This is a genomic window from Thalassobellus sediminis, assembly GCF_044386045.1.
In the GTDB taxonomy this organism is placed as follows: Bacteria; Bacteroidota; Bacteroidia; order Flavobacteriales; family Flavobacteriaceae; genus Thalassobellus; species Thalassobellus sediminis.
This window is the reverse complement of the sequence record NZ_JBISCD010000040.1, coordinates 1796472-1813270: the sequence shown is the minus strand read 5'-3', so window position 1 is coordinate 1813270 and position 16799 is coordinate 1796472. Positions and strand designations below refer to the sequence as shown.

Sequence of the window (16799 nt, the reverse complement as noted above, 5' to 3'; positions counted from 1 at the left end):
TTTTTTTAGTATTGATTTTAGTTTTTTTTATTTCATATGCATAAGGGTTTATAAGGATTAATTAATATATATTGTTTCGTTATTAATTTTATAGTTAATCAAAAAGCTTTCTTTAAAATAATCTAAAACATTTTCAATTGGTTCATCTTTAAAATTAGCATTGAATATTTCATTTTCTAATTGCTCATTTGAAATTATTATTTTCTTGTTGTAGTGACGCTCTAATTTTTTAGCTATATTTTTAAATGTCATTTTTCTAAAAAACAAGCCGCCTTCCATCCATGAAGTATAAATAAGAGTGTCTACATTTTCTGAAGAAATATTTTGATCAATTTTATTAAAGGATCCTTTAGTACCTGGTACTAAAATAGTACCTTCTTTTGTTGTTTCATTATTGGCATACATACCAACAGAACCTTCAACTAAAACGACATTTGTTTCTTTATCTTCTGAATAAGAAGACACGTTAAACTTTGTACCAAATACTTTAACATTTAAACCTTCTGCATTAACAATAAAAGGATGTTTAACATCTTTGGTAACTGAAAAATAGGCTTCACCGTTTAAAAACACTATACGATTCTCTCCTTCAATAAAGTTTACTGGATATTTCAAAGAAGACCCTGAGTTTAAGTGAACTATAGTGCCATCAGACAGTTTTACCTCAAATCGTTTACCATAGGGAATCGTTAAAGTATTGTATACCAATACTTCCTTTTTAATATCATTACTATATATTATTCGTTGGCCATTTTGACTTCCAATAATATTTCCATTTTTATCAACAACTTCAGTTGAACCATCTTCTTTTATAACTTTAACGTTTCCATTTTCGAGTTGAAGTGTTATACTATCTATTGGAATATTGATTTCATTGTTGTTTTGAAAAAAATTGCTTTGATATAAATAGCCAATTCCTAAAAACAAAACAGCAATGGCTGCGTATTTAAAGACAGAATAGGTTAATTTAATTGTCTGTTTTTTACTTGAAGCTTTTTTATTTGTTTTAGAATTTATAAGATTCCAAGCAACATCTTTGTCAACTTTTTTAATAAAATTTAATCTTCTAGATTTCTTGTATAGTAATAAATAATCTGAAAATATTTTTTCATTTTCAGGGCTTTTATTAATCCAGTCATTTAATTCTTTAAATTCCTTTTCATTTATTTCTTTAGAAATATAAGCAGCAATAAGACTTATTATATGGAGATTATCATCAATCATTATTTATGTGTTCTATATTAACAATAAAGTGTGTTATATTAATAATAAAAAAACATTGAAAATGGGTGACAAAAAAATAAAATATTTTTAAATAAAGAAGAAAAGGATAATTATTTCAATAGTATTTCTAAGTTGTTTTAACGCTCTCGAATAATGCGTTTTTACTGTATTCACGGTGATTCCAAACTCTAAAGCTGCTTCTTTATATTTAAGATTATCTAAAACAATTGCTTTAAAAACTTCTTTACTCTTTTTAGGAAGCGCCTCAATTTGTGTATATAATAGGTTTCTTTTTTCGTCTATGTGTTCAGTATCAATATTCTCTTCTACTAATAATTTATTTACCAAACCTTCAATGCTTTCAAAAACATATTTCGATTTTATTTGTTGTAACGTATTATTTTTAACTGCTTTAAAAAGATAAGGCCCTATTTTTTTATCAAAATTCAAGTATAACTTATCATTCCATAATTTAATAAATAAATCTTGTACGATATCTTCGGCTAAAGAAAAAGAATCACAGTACTTTAAAGAATAAGTACTCAGAGGTAAATAATATAAATCAAATAATTCTTTAAAAGCATGTGAATCTCCATTTTTGAGCTTCTCAAGTATTTTAAAGTCATTATTCTTCATAAGAATTAAAAGCTATATTGTTTAAAAAACACTGTATTATTTTAAAATTACTCATATCAAGTAATTTAAAAAAAAAGGGAATAAGCAAAATATTATTTTGTATCCCCTGTTTTTTAAAGGAAAAAAGAATTACATAATAATTCAAATCTCACTAAATACTAAAACTAATTAACTATAAAAAATAAACTTAATCGCAATTAGGTAACTAAGCTAATTACTGATTTATTTCCTATATCAATTTTAATAAAATTTATCATTTAAACTATCCTGTACTGTCCTGAAATTCGAAAAAAAAAGAAAAATAACGAAAATTAACGAAACACAAAGCTATTGTTTTTTGTGCTTAGTAATAAATTGCCAATTTAGATATGCTTCGCTAGGAATATTATAATCAGTATTCGGACTATACTTTTTTATCATCTCTGAAGGTAACTTAGGAAAATCTTTAATTTGTTCCCATAACTTAATTCCTAAACCTGAAACAAGTGCTGCTCCCCATCCAGAGACATCTGTAATACCCATATTTACAATAGGTGTTTTTAGTAAATCTGCAATAAACTGCATTAAAAAGCCATTAGCTGTAATACCTCCGTTAACTTTTAATTCTTTTAAAGCCGTATTCGTTTCTTGTTCTATAGAATGAATAACATCTTTTAACTGAAATGCTATAGACTCTAGAGCTGCTCTTACAAGATGTTCTTTTGTTGTACCAAAAGTAAGACCATGAATTGAGGCTTTCCAATCTTTTTGCCAATAAGGTGCTCCCATACCACTAAAGGCAGGAATAAGATATACACCCTCATTTGTTTTTAAAGATGTTGCCATAGACTCTATGTCATTATGAGATGTAAAAATATCCAATTGATTTTTTAACCACTCTAAAGTAGATCCACAACTAACAATTACGCCCTCAATAGCATAATTTACTTGTCCTTCAATGCTCCAACCAATAGTGGTCAACATACCATTATTGGCCTGCTTATCTATATTTTCAGCATTCCACAAAATAGAAGAACCCGTTCCTAAAGTTGCTTTTGCCATACCATTAACAAAACACTCTTCACCAAAAAAAGCTGCTTGCGAATCTCCAATCATACCTGTTATAGGAAGCGGTTTATTAAAAACGCCTTCAAAAGTAGAATCTCCAAAATTATCTGAAGAAAAAGTAACTTCAGGCAGGTTTATATTTTCAATTTTAAATGCTTTTAAAAGAGACGCATCCCATTCTAAATCATAAATATTATAAAACAACGTACGAGAAGCATTGGTGTAATCAGTTTTATAACTTTTTCCTCCAGTAAGTTTATAAAGTAACCAAGTATCAACAGTTCCGAAAAACGCATTACCAGTATCTATTGCTTCTTTGACAACATCGTTGTTTTCGTATAACCAAGTTACCTTTGTAGCTGAAAAATAAGGATCTATTGTTAACCCTGTACTAGTATTTATCTCCCTTTCTAAGTTATTTTCTTTTAAACGCTCACATACTTCCACAGAACGTTTGCATTGCCAAACCACAGCATTATGAATAGGTTTTCCGTTATTATCCCATAACACAAACGTTTCCCTTTGATTAGAAATACCACAAGACACAATACTATTTTCTTGTCCAGGAAACTGCTCTTTAAATTGATTTATACAATTTGTAACAGCATTTATAACCGATTGATAAATTTCTTGTGGATCTTGTTCTACAAAACTAGATTCAGGGTAATAAGACTTTAAAGGTTCAGTTGTTTTAATAACCACCTTTCCAAATTCATCAAAAATGATTGCTTTTGTTCCGCTAGTTCCTTGATCAATTGATAAAATATATGATTTTGACATGTATAATTTTACTTTAAAAAGGTAATTGTTTTTTAATCTTCGCTTGGGTGATTCAATCTATCCATAATAACAGCTACTAAAATCACTAAACCTTTAATTATTTGTTGCCAAAAAGGCGATACGTTAAGCAATACTAAACCACTATTTAGCACACCAATAATAAGCGCTCCTTGAACAGTTCCCATAATTGAACCTCTACCTCCGGATAATGATGTACCTCCAATAACAACTGCGGCAATTGAGTCTAACTCATAACTCATACCCGCATTTGGTTGTGCAGAATCTAAACGAGAAGTTAGAATAATTCCACCAACCGCAGCTAAAATACCTGCTATGGCATACACCCATATTTTTACTTTATTAATATTTATGCCAGATAATCTTGCTGCACTTTCATTGCCTCCAATAGCATAAATATGTCTACCAAACTTTGTTTTCTTAGTCAATATAACAGCTACAATAACCACTACCACAGTAATCCAAACAGGCATTGGTATTCCTAAAAACCAACCAGTTCCTATAAAAGCAAAATTTTCTCCTAAGCCTGTTATTGGAAATCCACCTGTCCACAACATCGTTGCACCACGCGCAATTGTTAACATAGCCAATGTAGCTACAAATGGTGGCACTTTAAACTTCGTTATCATCCAACCGTTAAAAACACCTAGTATTCCACCAATACTAATACCTGCTAAAATAGCTCCAAAAACAGTAAATCCAATATAAGTATCGGTGGCAGGAAATTCTAACCCATATTTTAAAAGTCCAGCAGTTACCGCACCACTAAAAGCTAACATAGAACCTACTGAAAGATCGATACCTTTAGTAAGTATAATTAGAGTCATCCCTACAGAAATACAAACATTAATAGATATTTGCCTTGCAATATTCCACCCGTTTTCTAAAGTGAAAAACTTATCAGATAAGACAGTTAAAACAATACACAACGCTAATAGCGCTATAATTGATTGAAATTTTACTAAAGTAGATTTTACATCTGTCATTTTATGATCGTCTTATTTAGTTATTGTTTATATATTTTTTTACAAAAAAGCTATGAAGTAGCTGCTTTCATAATAACCTGTTCGTTTGCATTTTCTTGATTAAATTCTCCTGAAATTCTTGAATTACTCAAAACTAATATTCTATCTGAAATAGCCATGATTTCTGGAAGTTCAGAAGACACAACTATAATTCCCAATCCGTCCTTTGCTAAATTATTTATGAGGTGATAAATTTCATTCTTAGCATTTACATCAATACCACGTGTTGGTTCATCTAAAAACAAAACTTTAGGTGTAGTAGCAAGCCATTTAGATAAAACAACCTTTTGCTGATTCCCGCCACTCAAATTTTTAGAAAGCTGTTTTTCTGAAGGCGTTTTAATTTTAAGAGATTCTATATATTTTTTAGAAAGAAGTGCCTCTAATCTAGTATTTAAAAATCCGTTTTTTACAACCTCATCAATGTTAGCCATACTAACATTTTTACTAATCTCCATCTGTAAAACCAAACCATCTTCTTTTCTATCTTCAGGAACCAGTCCTAAACCATTTTCAATGGCATCCATTACCGATTTTATTTTTACAGCTTTATTATCAACAAAAACAGATCCAGACATAACTTTTGAGTGTAACCCAAACAACGTTTCAAGCAACTCTGTTCTTCCAGCTCCCATTAATCCAAAAACCCCTAAAACCTCTCCTTTTTTAACAGTGAAATTGATGTCCTTTATTAAAAAATTAGATTTATTATTTGGGTTTGGAAGTGAAATATTTTCTACCCTAAGAATTTCATCTCCAAACGGAACATCATCTTTCTTATATAGATTTTTTATATCTCTACCAACCATTAAACGAATAAGATCGTCTTTATTAGCATCTTTTGCATTCTCAATAGTTCCAACCGTTTTACCATCTCTTAAACCAATAAATCTATCAGCAATTACAAAAAGCTCATCTAGTTTATGAGAAATGTATAAAATGGAAACATTGTCTTTTTTAAGTGATGCTATAATTTTAAAAAGGGACTCCACTTCGGTATCTGAAATCGCCGAAGTAGGCTCATCCATAATAACTATTTTAGCTTCCTCTAAAAGTGCTTTAGCAATTTCTATAAGTTGTTGTTCTCCTACTCGTAACTCAGAAACTAAGGTTTTCGGATTTAAGTTACAATCTAAACGCGTTAACAGTTCTTTGGTTTTCTGATTCATTTGTTTAGAATCAATGATTCCAAACGCATTTTGTATTTCTCTTCCTAAAAAAATATTTTCGGCAATGCTTAAATAAGGAATTAAATTTAATTCTTGATGAATTATAGCTATCCCTTTTTGCATAGCTTCTTTTGGGTTATTAAAGTTAACTTGCTCATTATTTAAAAGCAGTTTCCCTTCATAGTCAGGATATACACCAGATAAAATTTTCATCAAGGTCGATTTTCCTGCACCATTTTCACCAACTATAACATTTACTTTTCCTGTATGTACATCAAGATTTACATCGTTTAACGCAACAACACCTCCAAATTTTTTAGTAATACTTTTGGCTTGCAATAATATGTTAGGTTGATTTTCCAAAGTCTTAATTATTAAGTTTTAAAATAAGTGGAATCACTCTTAACTCTTTTAAATCAGGATTTTTTATATTGATTTTAGTAGCGCCTTTAAAATATATGGCATCACCTTCTTTTACTGTTTTTAAAAAAGAAGGCACAATAGTCTCTCTCACAATATTGTTTAATTCAACTGAAATAGTATTAAAATCCATCGTGTTTTGAAAAGTCCCAATATCAGCTAAAGCACTTCCATCTCTAATGGCATTACCAAAAATAAAATCGGTAGCAATCTTTATATTTTGTTCGTTATTCTCATTAAGTTGAACAATAACATTTTCTTCTTCAATAGAAATAACTGTAGCATTTCCTTCCAAAATAAAATTATAATCATTACTAATCCCAAGCTTTTTACCATTTTGCTCAGCATAGCTTTTAACATCTTTTACTGCCTCTAATAAAAATTCACTTGCATCTATAGCTAGCAAAGCTTCTTTTTTATTAGTCATGAAATCACTTGCATATTCTTTGGCATCAAACACTAATGCTTCTTGTCCTTTTTTAACTTTATCTAATGATTCGAAATAAACAGAATTATAAAGAGACACAATTACAATAACTGCTATAATAATGTATTTAATAATTTTCTTCATTTATATGTAAATTATATAAATTAATGCTTTATTTATGAAGGTTTAAAATCTTACTGAATATCCTGTTTCAGATTAATTCTTTGAACCGTAAGCACCAAAATCGTTAATATTTTCTTGAGTAACTACTTCTACCTGAAGCGGTGTTTTTGCGCTGAAATCTCTTTTACCTTTTATGTATTCATCAGCTAGTTCTGCAGCAGTTCTAGCCATATTTTTAGGAGATTGCATAACAGTAGCCATAATTCTTTTATCGGCAATAGCATTCATAACATCATCTTCTCCATCAAAGCCAAAAATCATAACTTCTTTTTCTTTTCCAGCTGCTACTAACGCTTGATAAGCTCCCATAGCCATAGCGTCATTTCCGCAAAAAACGGCATTGATATCTGGATTGGATTGCATCACCGATTCCAATTTATCCATAGCTATACTTCTATCAAAATCGGCACTTTGTTGCGACACCATTTCCAACTCAGGAAAATGATCTACTACACTATGAAACCCTTTTGATCGGTTCCAAGTATTATTATCGCCTACTAATCCTAATAATTCAACATACTTACCTTTCTTATTCAGTTTTCTAACAAAATACGCTCCCAACTCAACACAGCCTGAAAAACTATCTGAAATAATTTGAGATGTAGCCGCGTCTAAAGAATTAACTTCTCTATCCATACAAAAAACAGGAACACCTGCTGTTTTTGCTCGTTTTACGTTAGAAACAGACCCTTCTGAATCGGTAGGATTAAACAAAACCGCACTGTAACCTGCTGCTATTAAATTTTCGAAATGTTCTGCTTCTTTAGATGTATTATTTTGAGAATCGAAGATAGTAGCTTCATAACCTAATTCTCTGGCGCGTTCTGCAGCAGATTCTCCCAACACAACAAACCATGGATTGTTTAAGGTTGAAATAACTACTGCTACTTTTTTAAGCTCATCATTCTTTTTATTATTACAACTAGGTAATGTAAATAATGCAAGTAATAATATGATTAGATTTTGTGGTGTAAATAGTTTAGTTGGTATGTTGGTCATAAAAATCTAATTTTTAAATAACTAATAGTTCTTTACAGGTATTATATAATCCTTCTTGTGAAATACCATAGTGATTAAAAATTTCTACTTGAGAACCTGTAACCGTATACTCGTCTGGTATTCCTACTATTTTAAACTTATTTTTGAATCCGCTTTGAAATAAATAAGATGCACAAGCCTCACCTAAACCACCATTAACCATATGTTCTTCAACAGTAATAATTGGTCTACCATTAGAAGCTAACTCTTTTAATAAACTAACATCTAAAGGTTTAATGGTATGCATACTTACAACCGTTGCTTTTACACCGTGTTTATCTTCAAGCATTTTAGCTGCTAACCAAGCTGGATAAACAGTTTCGCCCGTTGCTATAATTACTATATCATCACCTTCTTTAACAACACGACCTTTTCCAAACTCGAACGTTTTATTGTCTTCATTTAAAAATGGCATGGCTTTTTTTCCATAACGCATGTAAATAGGTTTATCTGATTCTGCTGCTAAACGAACCGCTTGTTCTGTTTCAAAGTTATCTGCAGGCGCTACAATAATTAAGTTATTTATAGCACGAAGTACTGCATAATCATGCAAACTATGGTGTGTTGTTCCTAAAGCACCATAACTAACTCCAGAACTAATACCGACTAATGTTACAGGGTTATCTGAATAACACACATCGTTCTTAATTTGTTCTAGCGCACGTGCACTCAAAAAACAAGCTGGAGATATTGCAAATGTTTTTTTACCTGCCGAAGCTAATCCTGCTGCAACACCTACTAAGTTTTGCTCTGCAATACCTACTTCAACTATTTGATTAGGATATTTTTGTCCGAAAGGCACTAATTTCCCTGATCCACGAGAATCACTAGTTACGGTAATAATATTTTTATCATTTTCAGCTAAAGCTTGCATGGTTTCAGAAAAAACCACCTGATTAGCTTTACCCATTTTCAAATCTTTCTCTTCTATTTTATCTAACTCCATAACTTTAGATTAATGCTTCCGCTTCATTTAATTCCGACAAGGCTAATTCGTATTCTTCTGGCGTTGGTACACCATGATGCCATTTTAAATTGCCCTCCATATAACTAACTCCTTTTCCTTTAATAGTATGCGCTATAATAAAACTTGGTTTCCCAGGTTCTAAAGGCCCGTTATTTAAAGCTTCCTCTATTTCTTCAAGATTATGACCATCTACTTCTTTAACTGCCCAACCGAAAGCTTCTAGCTTTTCGCGAACCGAATCGGTATTCATCACTTCAGTATTACTGCCTGTTATTTGTTGCTTATTGTAATCTAGAATGGCATATAAATTATCTAATTTATAATGTGATGCCGATAAAAAAGCTTCCCAGTTAGAACCTTCTGGTAATTCACCATCGCCTAACAAAGTAAATACACGATGTGTTTTATTATCTAATTTTGCAGCAATAGCTTCACCAACACATATTGGTAATCCATGACCAAGTGCTCCTGTATTTTGTTCAACACCATTCACTTTTTTAGTTGGATGTCCTATGTAATGTGATTGGTATTTACAAAGCGTATCTAAATCGGACTCTGGAAAAAAACCTCTATCTGCCATCGTAACAAAAAGTGCTTCAACGCAATGACCTTTACTTTGAATATATCGATCTCTATTTGGATTTTTAGAATCTGCTGGATCTACATTTAAAACTCTATTATACAAAACATTTAGCGTGTCTACACATGATAAACTTCCACCAGTGTGTCCTGCTTTAGCTTTATAAATGTATTTAAGAAGGTTTCTTCTTAAGAAAACAGATTTTAATTTTAGTTCTTTATTCGTCATTCTTTCTAATTTATGAGAATTCTAATCAGTTATCCTTTATGATTATAAATATCCCAACCCATATAATTTCCTAGAGCTTCTTCTAGAATTTTTCCTGTTTTTGAAGCATTCATTACTACATGGTGTTCAAAACCATTAGTACATACATGATTCATTAAACCTTGCAAGTCTCCAATTTTTGCAACGGCTCTATTACCAAAAGTTTTTAGAGGATCGTCTGTTAATTCTCCTTCACCTATATATGCTTTTATAATTCCTTTAGGATCATCTGTACTAATCCTTCCATAAGTAAGCGGCATTGCTGGTGTACGACCATCTAAAGCACCATAGGTGTTTTCAACACCAACACTAGTTCCTAAAATAGGCGCATTACTTATTTCAATATCTGGTAAAAATGATTTTGCCCAGTTTCCACAATGGAATAGCACACATTTTTCTGGATCGTCTGCATAATTATTATTCCAATCTACTAAAGCACTTGGAGACCCCGATGCTAATTGCATAGCATACATACTTAGAGTTCCTGTAACATCTACTTCACAAGCCGATGGCATCATATTTTCTGACATGATACTCATACTTGTACACACGTTACAACCAAAATTTTGTTGTAAAGATGTCCAACACTGAATAGCTGTAGCGTCTAACTCATATTCCTCTACATATCCATTTAAAACCACATCTAACTTTGCTATTTGCAACATCGCTTCATTAGGCGTTTTTCCTTTTGAAGCATATGCATTAATACTTTCTAAATGTCTTTTTACAGAAGCATCATCTTTAGTTAATTTATTTGCTTTTCCTAGTATTTCTGATAAATCTACCGTAGTAACAGTAATACCATTTCTTTGTAATATTTTTTCTGAATAGCGCACCGTATTAAAAGCACCTGGTCTTGCTCCAACAGCACCAATTCTAACATTTCTTAAACCTTTTACAACACGACAAACAGCAACAAAATCGCTTAAATCTTTTTGAAAAACAGGATCTGTTGGATGACAAACGTGTTGGCTAGTTAATGAATATTTTATACCATATTGATATAAGTTATTACATACCGATATTTTACCACACCAAGAATCGCGACGATTAACCACATTCATTTTAGATAATTCATCTGGATAAGCCTGCACTAATACAGGTACGTTTAGGTTTGCTAATTTTAAAGTATCTGCAACACCTCTTTCATCTCCAAAATTTGGCAAAAGCACTAAAAATCCTGCTAACTCAGCACTATGTTTTTTAAATAGATTTGCACATTTTTGTGAATCCTTATAAGTTTCAACACCACCTAGTTTAGTATCTGTTGTTTCTAATAAAATAGGCTTTATGTTTAGTTTTGAAAAAACTTCTAGAATTTCTGTTCTTGCTTTTTCTACTAAACTATCAGGAAAAAAATCACGATTCCCTATTATTATCCCTATACTTAATACTGACTTTGACATTTTATTTTTATAAATTTTAATATTCTTTTTATTAAGCTATAATGACTTCAATTTCATGACGCTTAAATATCTCTTTATCTTTTTCTCCTATTCCAGGATCAGTAATTATATAGTCAATCAACGAAAGCGCCCCTAAACTAGCTAATGCACTTTTTCCTATTTTAGAGCTATCAGCAACTAAATAAGTAATATCTGCAGCATCAATCATCGATTTTTTAACAACTAAATCACTAATACTAGGATAAGTTAAACCAGATTTAAGGGAAATTCCTGCTGTTGCTAAAAATAACTTTTGCACATTCAACCCTTTAAAAAAGTCGGCAGCTTTTTGACCTGTCAAAGACAATGTTGGCGGCTTAAATTCACCTCCAGTCATTATCACTTCTATTCCAGGTTCTGTACCTAACATTAAAGCAATATTTAAAGCATTCGTTATAACAGTAAGATCTTTATAACCTATTAACTTCTTAGCTATTTCAGTAGTTGTGCTACCTGAATCTAAAATAATAGTATCTCCACTTTCAATAAAATCAAGACATTTAAGAGCAATCACTTCTTTTTCTCCCAAATTATCTTGCTGTACTAAAGAAAAGTTTTTAACATTATCTTCAATATTCTTTAAATAAGCACCTCCATGCTCTCTAATAATTAAATCTTGTTTTTCTAATTTTTCTAAATCCTGTCTTATTGTTACTTCTGTAACTTTAAACAATTTTGCTAAATCTACTACTTTAGCAGACCCATCTTCTTGGAGAAATTCGATAATTTTTTCACGACGCTTGTTCGGTAATATAGCCATAATACAAATAAAAGAAAATAATCATAAACAAACGAAGGTTTTATAGTAAAAAAAGTAAAAACAATTACTCTCTACCACTTAATACGTTTACTTATGCTGATTAATAAAAAATTTTCGTAAAAGTTACAATAAAATGTTAACCTATTATATAAACATATGAAGTAATAAAAAGGCATTAATTATTTTACAGAATTTCTACTAAATCTACTTCGCTTTGTTTTCTCTTCGCTTACGCCAATAATTTGCCAACAAAGAACCCGAAATATTCATCCATGGGCTAAACACAGCAGCGGCTAAACCTAAAGTTGCTAATTTCCCCATAGAACCTGCTAGACCAGAAGCCATTCCTCCATTTTGCAAGCCAACTTCGAAAGCTATGGTTTGACTTTTCACTTTGTCCAAGCCCCCTAATCTACTTAACCAATACCCAAAAAAGTAACCTGCGCTATTATGAAGTATGGCTGCAACAAAAAGCAAAACACCTATTTGAATTAAATTATCTCTGCCTGCAGCCGTAGTAACTAAAGTAAAATAAACGATACCAAACATAGAAAAATAGGGCATAAATTTATCTATATTAGAATACGCTTTATATAATAAATGATATAAACTCCCAACAACAAAAGCAGCTGCTAAAAAGCTGACAATTTCCAATGCATTACTTGTTGTGCTAGTTCCTGATAATGCTAAATGATTTCTAAAGAAAAAGACTCCAACCAACCAAATACCAGATAGTATAGACAGGATGTTGATTTTTTTTCTTATTCCTGATCCATATATTTTTAAAGCATCATGAATCATAGCTGCCAAAAGAGGCACCAATACAATTTTCACAATATTCATCATCATACTGAAAAAATCAATTTCAATAAAAGTACCTGCAAACATTTTCATAAGCAAGGTTGTCATTATTGGTGCTGTTAAAGTTGAAATAGCTGTAACAGTAACCGATAAAACCAAATCGCCTTTGGCTATATATGTCATTACATTAGACGCCAAACCACTACTACAAGAACCTATTAAAACAATGCCCGCCGCTATTTCTGGTTCAAAACCAAAGATTTTTGCCATAGTAAAACCAATAATTGGCATGATGGTAAATTGCGCTAATAAACCAATAAGTACTGCTTTACCAGATTTTCTAATCCCTGTAAAATCTTTTATACTCATTTGAGTACCCATACCAAACATAACCAATTGTATAATTATGAGAATAAGCCATTTATTACGCAAATCGAAACCTCCAATATTTAAGAAAAAATCTGGAAACAATAACCCCGCAAATACAGCAGCTATAATCCAAAAGGTATATTGGTAATCTTTTAAAGCTTTCAATGAACCAACACCAATGGCAAAACTTGAAATCATTGAAAGCAACCCTACTTTCCAAACCAATTCATTGTCTTGAATAAATCCGAAAAGAAAAACGACTAATAATATAGGGGCTAACCAAAGAAAATATTTACGCATTGTGGTGGTGGTTTTAAATTAGTTTAGTTATTGGTACTTTTTTTAAAAGTATACCTCAGCCAATTTCTTCATAGCAATAGCTGGACTTGCTAAAATAGGCACTAACTTTTCATCTGCACTTAAACCATCAACCACACGCGCCATAGATGCTTGGGCTAAAACAATAACATCAACCTCTTTCATTAATTCTTTTAATCCGCTAGCAACCATTTCGTCATGCTTTGCGCCATCTCCACTCATTAATGCTTCAAATGCACCTTCACATAATTTTGAAGTAATGGTCGCATTCTTACCTGCAACCTCAGCTCTTCTTTTAACCAAATCGCTTGTTGGTTCTAAAGTTGTTGGTAATGTAGCAATAACACCAATTTTGTTACTAATTTGAACCGCTTCATCAGCCATAGCTTGATCGACTCTAATAACAGGAACATTACATAAAGTTGCTGCGGTTTCAATAGCAGATCCTATTGACGAACAAGTTGCTAAAATAACATCGGCTCCAGCAGCTTCTGCTGCTTGAATATGGCTTACAACTCTTGCCGCTGTATTTGGTGTTAATTCATTCTTATTTATTACATCTTTAATCACACTATCATCAACAATATTAAAAGTATCAGCACCTGATATAAACTCATTTGTTAATTGCTGAAATATTGGTACTAATGTTGCCGATGTGTGTACAAAACCTAATGTTTTTCCCTTCATAACTTTTCTCCTTTTAAAACTTTTATAAAATAATTATCGGTTCCTACTTGACCGCCTTTAAAATTTAATTCTAATCCGTTTACAAATTCATCATCTGAAATTGCTTTACACAATGGAGCTCCTGGAGCTAATGGCGCAATCATTTCAAGCGCAGAAATATTTAATTCTGAAGCCGCATAACTTGAGGTATCGCCTCCTGCAAAAACTATGCGTTTTATGTTAATTTCTGAAACGATCTTTTTAGTAATTTGACCAATAAGACCTCCATAAATTTTACTACATTGTTTTTGAATCGCTTCTTCTGCTAAGCCTTGAGTTTTAAAATACTGCTCTGTTTCATCAATACGAGGATCATTTGGTCCTATACTTGTATGTATGACTGTACTTTTTCCTTGTTTGAAATTTTCAACAACTGTAGCTACTGATTTCTGAATGATTTCTGAATGATTCTGAACATCTACCGCATTACTTCCTAGAGCAACTTCTTCAAACCCGCTATCTAATGCGTATTCAATTTGTTTTGCTGAAACAGGCGAACAACTACCTGATAATACCAATATAGGACCAACGTTCCCTAAAGGATTGAATACTTTAGAATCACCTATAATATTTTGTTGTTTCCAAGCAAGCCCTAATGACATTTCTATTCCAGATGATCCTACAGAAAACACAGTTTCATTATTAGCTAATTGATGAAACACCGTTCCTATAGTTTGTAAATGATCTTTATTAAAGCCATCGAAAAACAAAATATCTTCTGTATTATCTTCTATTTCATCAAACACTGCTTCTGCTCCTTTTTCTATCGTGTTTAAATTTACAAGTCCTATAGTTTTAGAGGTTTGTTTTGCTAAATGAACGGTTAAATTAGCTTCTGTAGCCGGTGTTACAGGATGCTTACTCATAGATGGATGTTTATCAATCCTATAAATCTCACCATTTCCGAAAGTCCCCATTTTTGCAAATAAATTTCCAAACACACAATAACGTCCTAAATGTGGGGCTGATGGTGATACCATCACAGTTTTTTGATTAAAAACGTCACTTCCAATTTCTATTGCTTTTCCAATATTTCCAACATGTGGTGCAGAATCGAACGTCGAACATACTTTATAATGAAAATGCGCAGGCTTAAAGCTATTTAAATTTTTAAATGCTGGTATTAATTCTTGTTCCATTTCATCAGGTGATAGCGATCTGCTTTTTCCTGCTAACCCGATGGCTTGAATACCTTCAAACTTATCTAAGTCTTTTTGCCCTGGTATTTTTAGGAATAAAACTGTTTTCACACCTGCTAATGTTAAAAACTCTAAAGCATCTGTAGAACCCGTGAAATCATCACCGTAAAATGCTAATAGTATTTTATTTTCCTGACCCATTATTTAGAAAATTTCTTAACCGATGCTGCAAATTCTTTATGTTGACTTGCTGTTTCTTCAATAGACAAGCCATTTACTGCGCCTTCCCATGCTTGTTGTAATGCATTAACACCTGCTTTTGGCCCCATTGGATGTGCCAAAATGCCGCCACCAGCCATATACAATAAATCTGTTGTTTGTGTTCTTCTGTAAGTTTCCATAGCTTGTCCGCCCCATTGCCCTGAAGATACTACTGGTAAAATTTCATGTCCGCCTAAAAAAGGTTTTAAACAAGCATTTATTGATGTTACTACAGAATCATCAGACTCCCAAAACTTATTGTGAATACCGTTTACATGTAACTGATCGACACCGGCTAAACGTTGTATTTTTTGATAGGCTGGAAACTCTATGCCCAACATAGGATGTCTGTTTAACATGCCCCATCCATTTCTATGTCCGTGAATAACTAACTGACCATTATCACAAAGTTTCTTTGTACCTGCCAAACCAACACTATTTATGCTAATCATGGCACAACTACCACCTTCTTTAACTATGAGGTCATATTTGCGTTGCATAGCGTCAATTTCATCAGAAATATTAAACGCATACATCACTTTTTTTCCTGTTTTCTGCTCATTATTTCTAATTACTTTCATAATCGCTTTCACGCGCTCATCAAAAGGAGAATTAGCAGCAGATCCCATTAACTCATCATCTTTAATAAAATCGATACCTGCATCAATTAATGTTTGTACCAATGTTGCCGTTTCTTCAACCGACATGCCAATACTTGGTTTTATAATGGTTCCAATCATAGGGCGTTCACTACCTACACCACAAGAAGCTTTTGATCCTTTTATGCCAAACTGCGGCCCTTTATAATGATTTTTAAACGTATCTGGTAATTCTAAATCCATCAACTTTAAGCCCGTAAACTGGGTGATTTCATAAAGATTCCCCTGTAAAGTACTAATTAAGACAGGCAAGTTATAGCCAAAATTCTCAATAGACCAGCTTACTTTTACTTTTGCTTTTTGATATTTTTTACCAGGAATCATACCACCTGGAATAGAAGGCGCATCAACCACCTCCAACAATTCAATATCTTCCACTCGAGCTGCAAAACGCTGTTTTAACGCTTCTGTTTCACCTGGTACAGAAACAAAAGTTCCCGAAGATTGTTCGCCTGCTAATACCGCAGCTGCTTGTTCTACATCGTATGGTGTTTCTATAAGATATTCAGCAAAAATTCTCTCCATTGTATTTAGACTTTC

General features: G+C 32.1%; 15 protein-coding genes. All 15 read right to left on the bottom strand.

Going from position 1 to position 16799, the window contains the following annotated elements; all coding sequences use genetic code 11:
* Window positions 1-57 precede the first annotated feature (57 nt).
* Window positions 58-1224, bottom strand: coding sequence for a FecR family protein (locus tag ACH5TW_RS14475; protein WP_439337219.1), 1167 nt, complete (start codon window positions 1222-1224; stop codon window positions 58-60).
* 87 nt (window positions 1225-1311) lie between these two features.
* Window positions 1312-1860, bottom strand: coding sequence for an RNA polymerase sigma factor (locus ACH5TW_RS14470; protein ID WP_439337218.1), 549 nt, complete (start codon window positions 1858-1860; stop codon window positions 1312-1314).
* A gap of 327 nt (window positions 1861-2187) precedes the next feature.
* Entirely contained in the window at window positions 2188-3687 is a 1500-nt protein-coding gene (locus tag ACH5TW_RS14465) for an FGGY family carbohydrate kinase (RefSeq protein WP_439337217.1), read from the bottom strand.
* 32 nt (window positions 3688-3719) lie between these two features.
* Window positions 3720-4691 carry an ABC transporter permease gene (locus ACH5TW_RS14460; RefSeq protein ID WP_439337216.1) on the bottom strand — a complete coding sequence of 324 codons (972 nt, stop codon included), beginning with the start codon at window positions 4689-4691 and terminating at the stop codon, window positions 3720-3722.
* A 50-nt stretch (window positions 4692-4741) separates the two neighbouring features.
* The gene (locus ACH5TW_RS14455) at window positions 4742-6262 is read right to left on the bottom strand and encodes a sugar ABC transporter ATP-binding protein (RefSeq protein WP_439337215.1); all 1521 of its coding nucleotides are present in this window, start codon (window positions 6260-6262) and stop codon (window positions 4742-4744) included.
* 4 nt (window positions 6263-6266) lie between these two features.
* Window positions 6267-6890 (bottom strand): DUF2291 family protein, encoded by a 624-nt coding sequence (locus ACH5TW_RS14450; RefSeq protein WP_439337214.1) that lies wholly within the window; start codon window positions 6888-6890, stop codon window positions 6267-6269.
* A gap of 72 nt (window positions 6891-6962) precedes the next feature.
* Window positions 6963-7928 carry a D-ribose ABC transporter substrate-binding protein gene (locus ACH5TW_RS14445; RefSeq protein WP_439337213.1) on the bottom strand — a complete coding sequence of 322 codons (966 nt, stop codon included), beginning with the start codon at window positions 7926-7928 and terminating at the stop codon, window positions 6963-6965.
* A 13-nt stretch (window positions 7929-7941) separates the two neighbouring features.
* Window positions 7942-8913, bottom strand: coding sequence for a transketolase family protein (locus tag ACH5TW_RS14440; protein ID WP_439337212.1), 972 nt, complete (start codon window positions 8911-8913; stop codon window positions 7942-7944).
* A 4-nt stretch (window positions 8914-8917) separates the two neighbouring features.
* A complete protein-coding gene (locus tag ACH5TW_RS14435) occupies window positions 8918-9742 on the bottom strand; it encodes a transketolase (protein WP_439337211.1) in 825 nt (274 codons plus the stop codon).
* A gap of 29 nt (window positions 9743-9771) precedes the next feature.
* The gene (locus ACH5TW_RS14430) at window positions 9772-11187 is read right to left on the bottom strand and encodes an L-fucose/L-arabinose isomerase family protein (protein WP_439337210.1); all 1416 of its coding nucleotides are present in this window, start codon (window positions 11185-11187) and stop codon (window positions 9772-9774) included.
* 31 nt (window positions 11188-11218) lie between these two features.
* Window positions 11219-11986, bottom strand: a complete 768-nt coding sequence (locus ACH5TW_RS14425; protein ID WP_439337209.1) for a DeoR/GlpR family DNA-binding transcription regulator — start codon at window positions 11984-11986, stop codon at window positions 11219-11221.
* A gap of 204 nt (window positions 11987-12190) precedes the next feature.
* Window positions 12191-13456, bottom strand: coding sequence for a bile acid:sodium symporter family protein (locus ACH5TW_RS14420; RefSeq protein WP_439337208.1), 1266 nt, complete (start codon window positions 13454-13456; stop codon window positions 12191-12193).
* A 42-nt stretch (window positions 13457-13498) separates the two neighbouring features.
* The gene (locus ACH5TW_RS14415; protein ID WP_439337207.1) at window positions 13499-14161 is read right to left on the bottom strand and encodes an aspartate/glutamate racemase family protein; all 663 of its coding nucleotides are present in this window, start codon (window positions 14159-14161) and stop codon (window positions 13499-13501) included.
* Window positions 14158-15540 carry a four-carbon acid sugar kinase family protein gene (locus ACH5TW_RS14410; RefSeq protein ID WP_439337206.1) on the bottom strand — a complete coding sequence of 461 codons (1383 nt, stop codon included), beginning with the start codon at window positions 15538-15540 and terminating at the stop codon, window positions 14158-14160. The genes ACH5TW_RS14415 and ACH5TW_RS14410 overlap by 4 nt, the downstream gene beginning before the upstream one ends.
* On the bottom strand, window positions 15540-16784 hold the full coding sequence (locus tag ACH5TW_RS14405; RefSeq protein WP_439337205.1) for a ribulose-bisphosphate carboxylase large subunit family protein: 1245 nt from the start codon (window positions 16782-16784) through the stop codon (window positions 15540-15542). The genes ACH5TW_RS14410 and ACH5TW_RS14405 overlap by 1 nt, the downstream gene beginning before the upstream one ends.
* Window positions 16785-16799 lie beyond the last annotated feature (15 nt).

Bases quoted from the DNA above. Each gene is read 5' to 3' on its own strand.
- ACH5TW_RS14405 (WP_439337205.1), bottom strand. From the start codon at position 16,784: ATGGAGAGAATTTTTGCTGAATATCTTATAGAAACACCATACGATGTA.
- ACH5TW_RS14450 (WP_439337214.1), bottom strand. From the start codon at position 6,890: ATGAAGAAAATTATTAAATACATTATTATAGCAGTTATTGTAATTGTG.
- ACH5TW_RS14430 (WP_439337210.1), bottom strand. From the start codon at position 11,187: ATGTCAAAGTCAGTATTAAGTATAGGGATAATAATAGGGAATCGTGAT.
- ACH5TW_RS14445 (WP_439337213.1), bottom strand. From the start codon at position 7,928: ATGACCAACATACCAACTAAACTATTTACACCACAAAATCTAATCATA.
- ACH5TW_RS14410 (WP_439337206.1), bottom strand. From the start codon at position 15,540: ATGGGTCAGGAAAATAAAATACTATTAGCATTTTACGGTGATGATTTC.
- ACH5TW_RS14420 (WP_439337208.1), bottom strand. From the start codon at position 13,456: ATGCGTAAATATTTTCTTTGGTTAGCCCCTATATTATTAGTCGTTTTT.
- ACH5TW_RS14475 (WP_439337219.1), bottom strand. From the start codon at position 1,224: ATGATTGATGATAATCTCCATATAATAAGTCTTATTGCTGCTTATATT.
- ACH5TW_RS14440 (WP_439337212.1), bottom strand. From the start codon at position 8,913: ATGGAGTTAGATAAAATAGAAGAGAAAGATTTGAAAATGGGTAAAGCT.
- ACH5TW_RS14465 (WP_439337217.1), bottom strand. From the start codon at position 3,687: ATGTCAAAATCATATATTTTATCAATTGATCAAGGAACTAGCGGAACA.
- ACH5TW_RS14425 (WP_439337209.1), bottom strand. From the start codon at position 11,986: ATGGCTATATTACCGAACAAGCGTCGTGAAAAAATTATCGAATTTCTC.
- ACH5TW_RS14460 (WP_439337216.1), bottom strand. From the start codon at position 4,691: ATGACAGATGTAAAATCTACTTTAGTAAAATTTCAATCAATTATAGCG.
- ACH5TW_RS14470 (WP_439337218.1), bottom strand. From the start codon at position 1,860: ATGAAGAATAATGACTTTAAAATACTTGAGAAGCTCAAAAATGGAGAT.
- ACH5TW_RS14415 (WP_439337207.1), bottom strand. From the start codon at position 14,161: ATGAAGGGAAAAACATTAGGTTTTGTACACACATCGGCAACATTAGTA.
- ACH5TW_RS14435 (WP_439337211.1), bottom strand. From the start codon at position 9,742: ATGACGAATAAAGAACTAAAATTAAAATCTGTTTTCTTAAGAAGAAAC.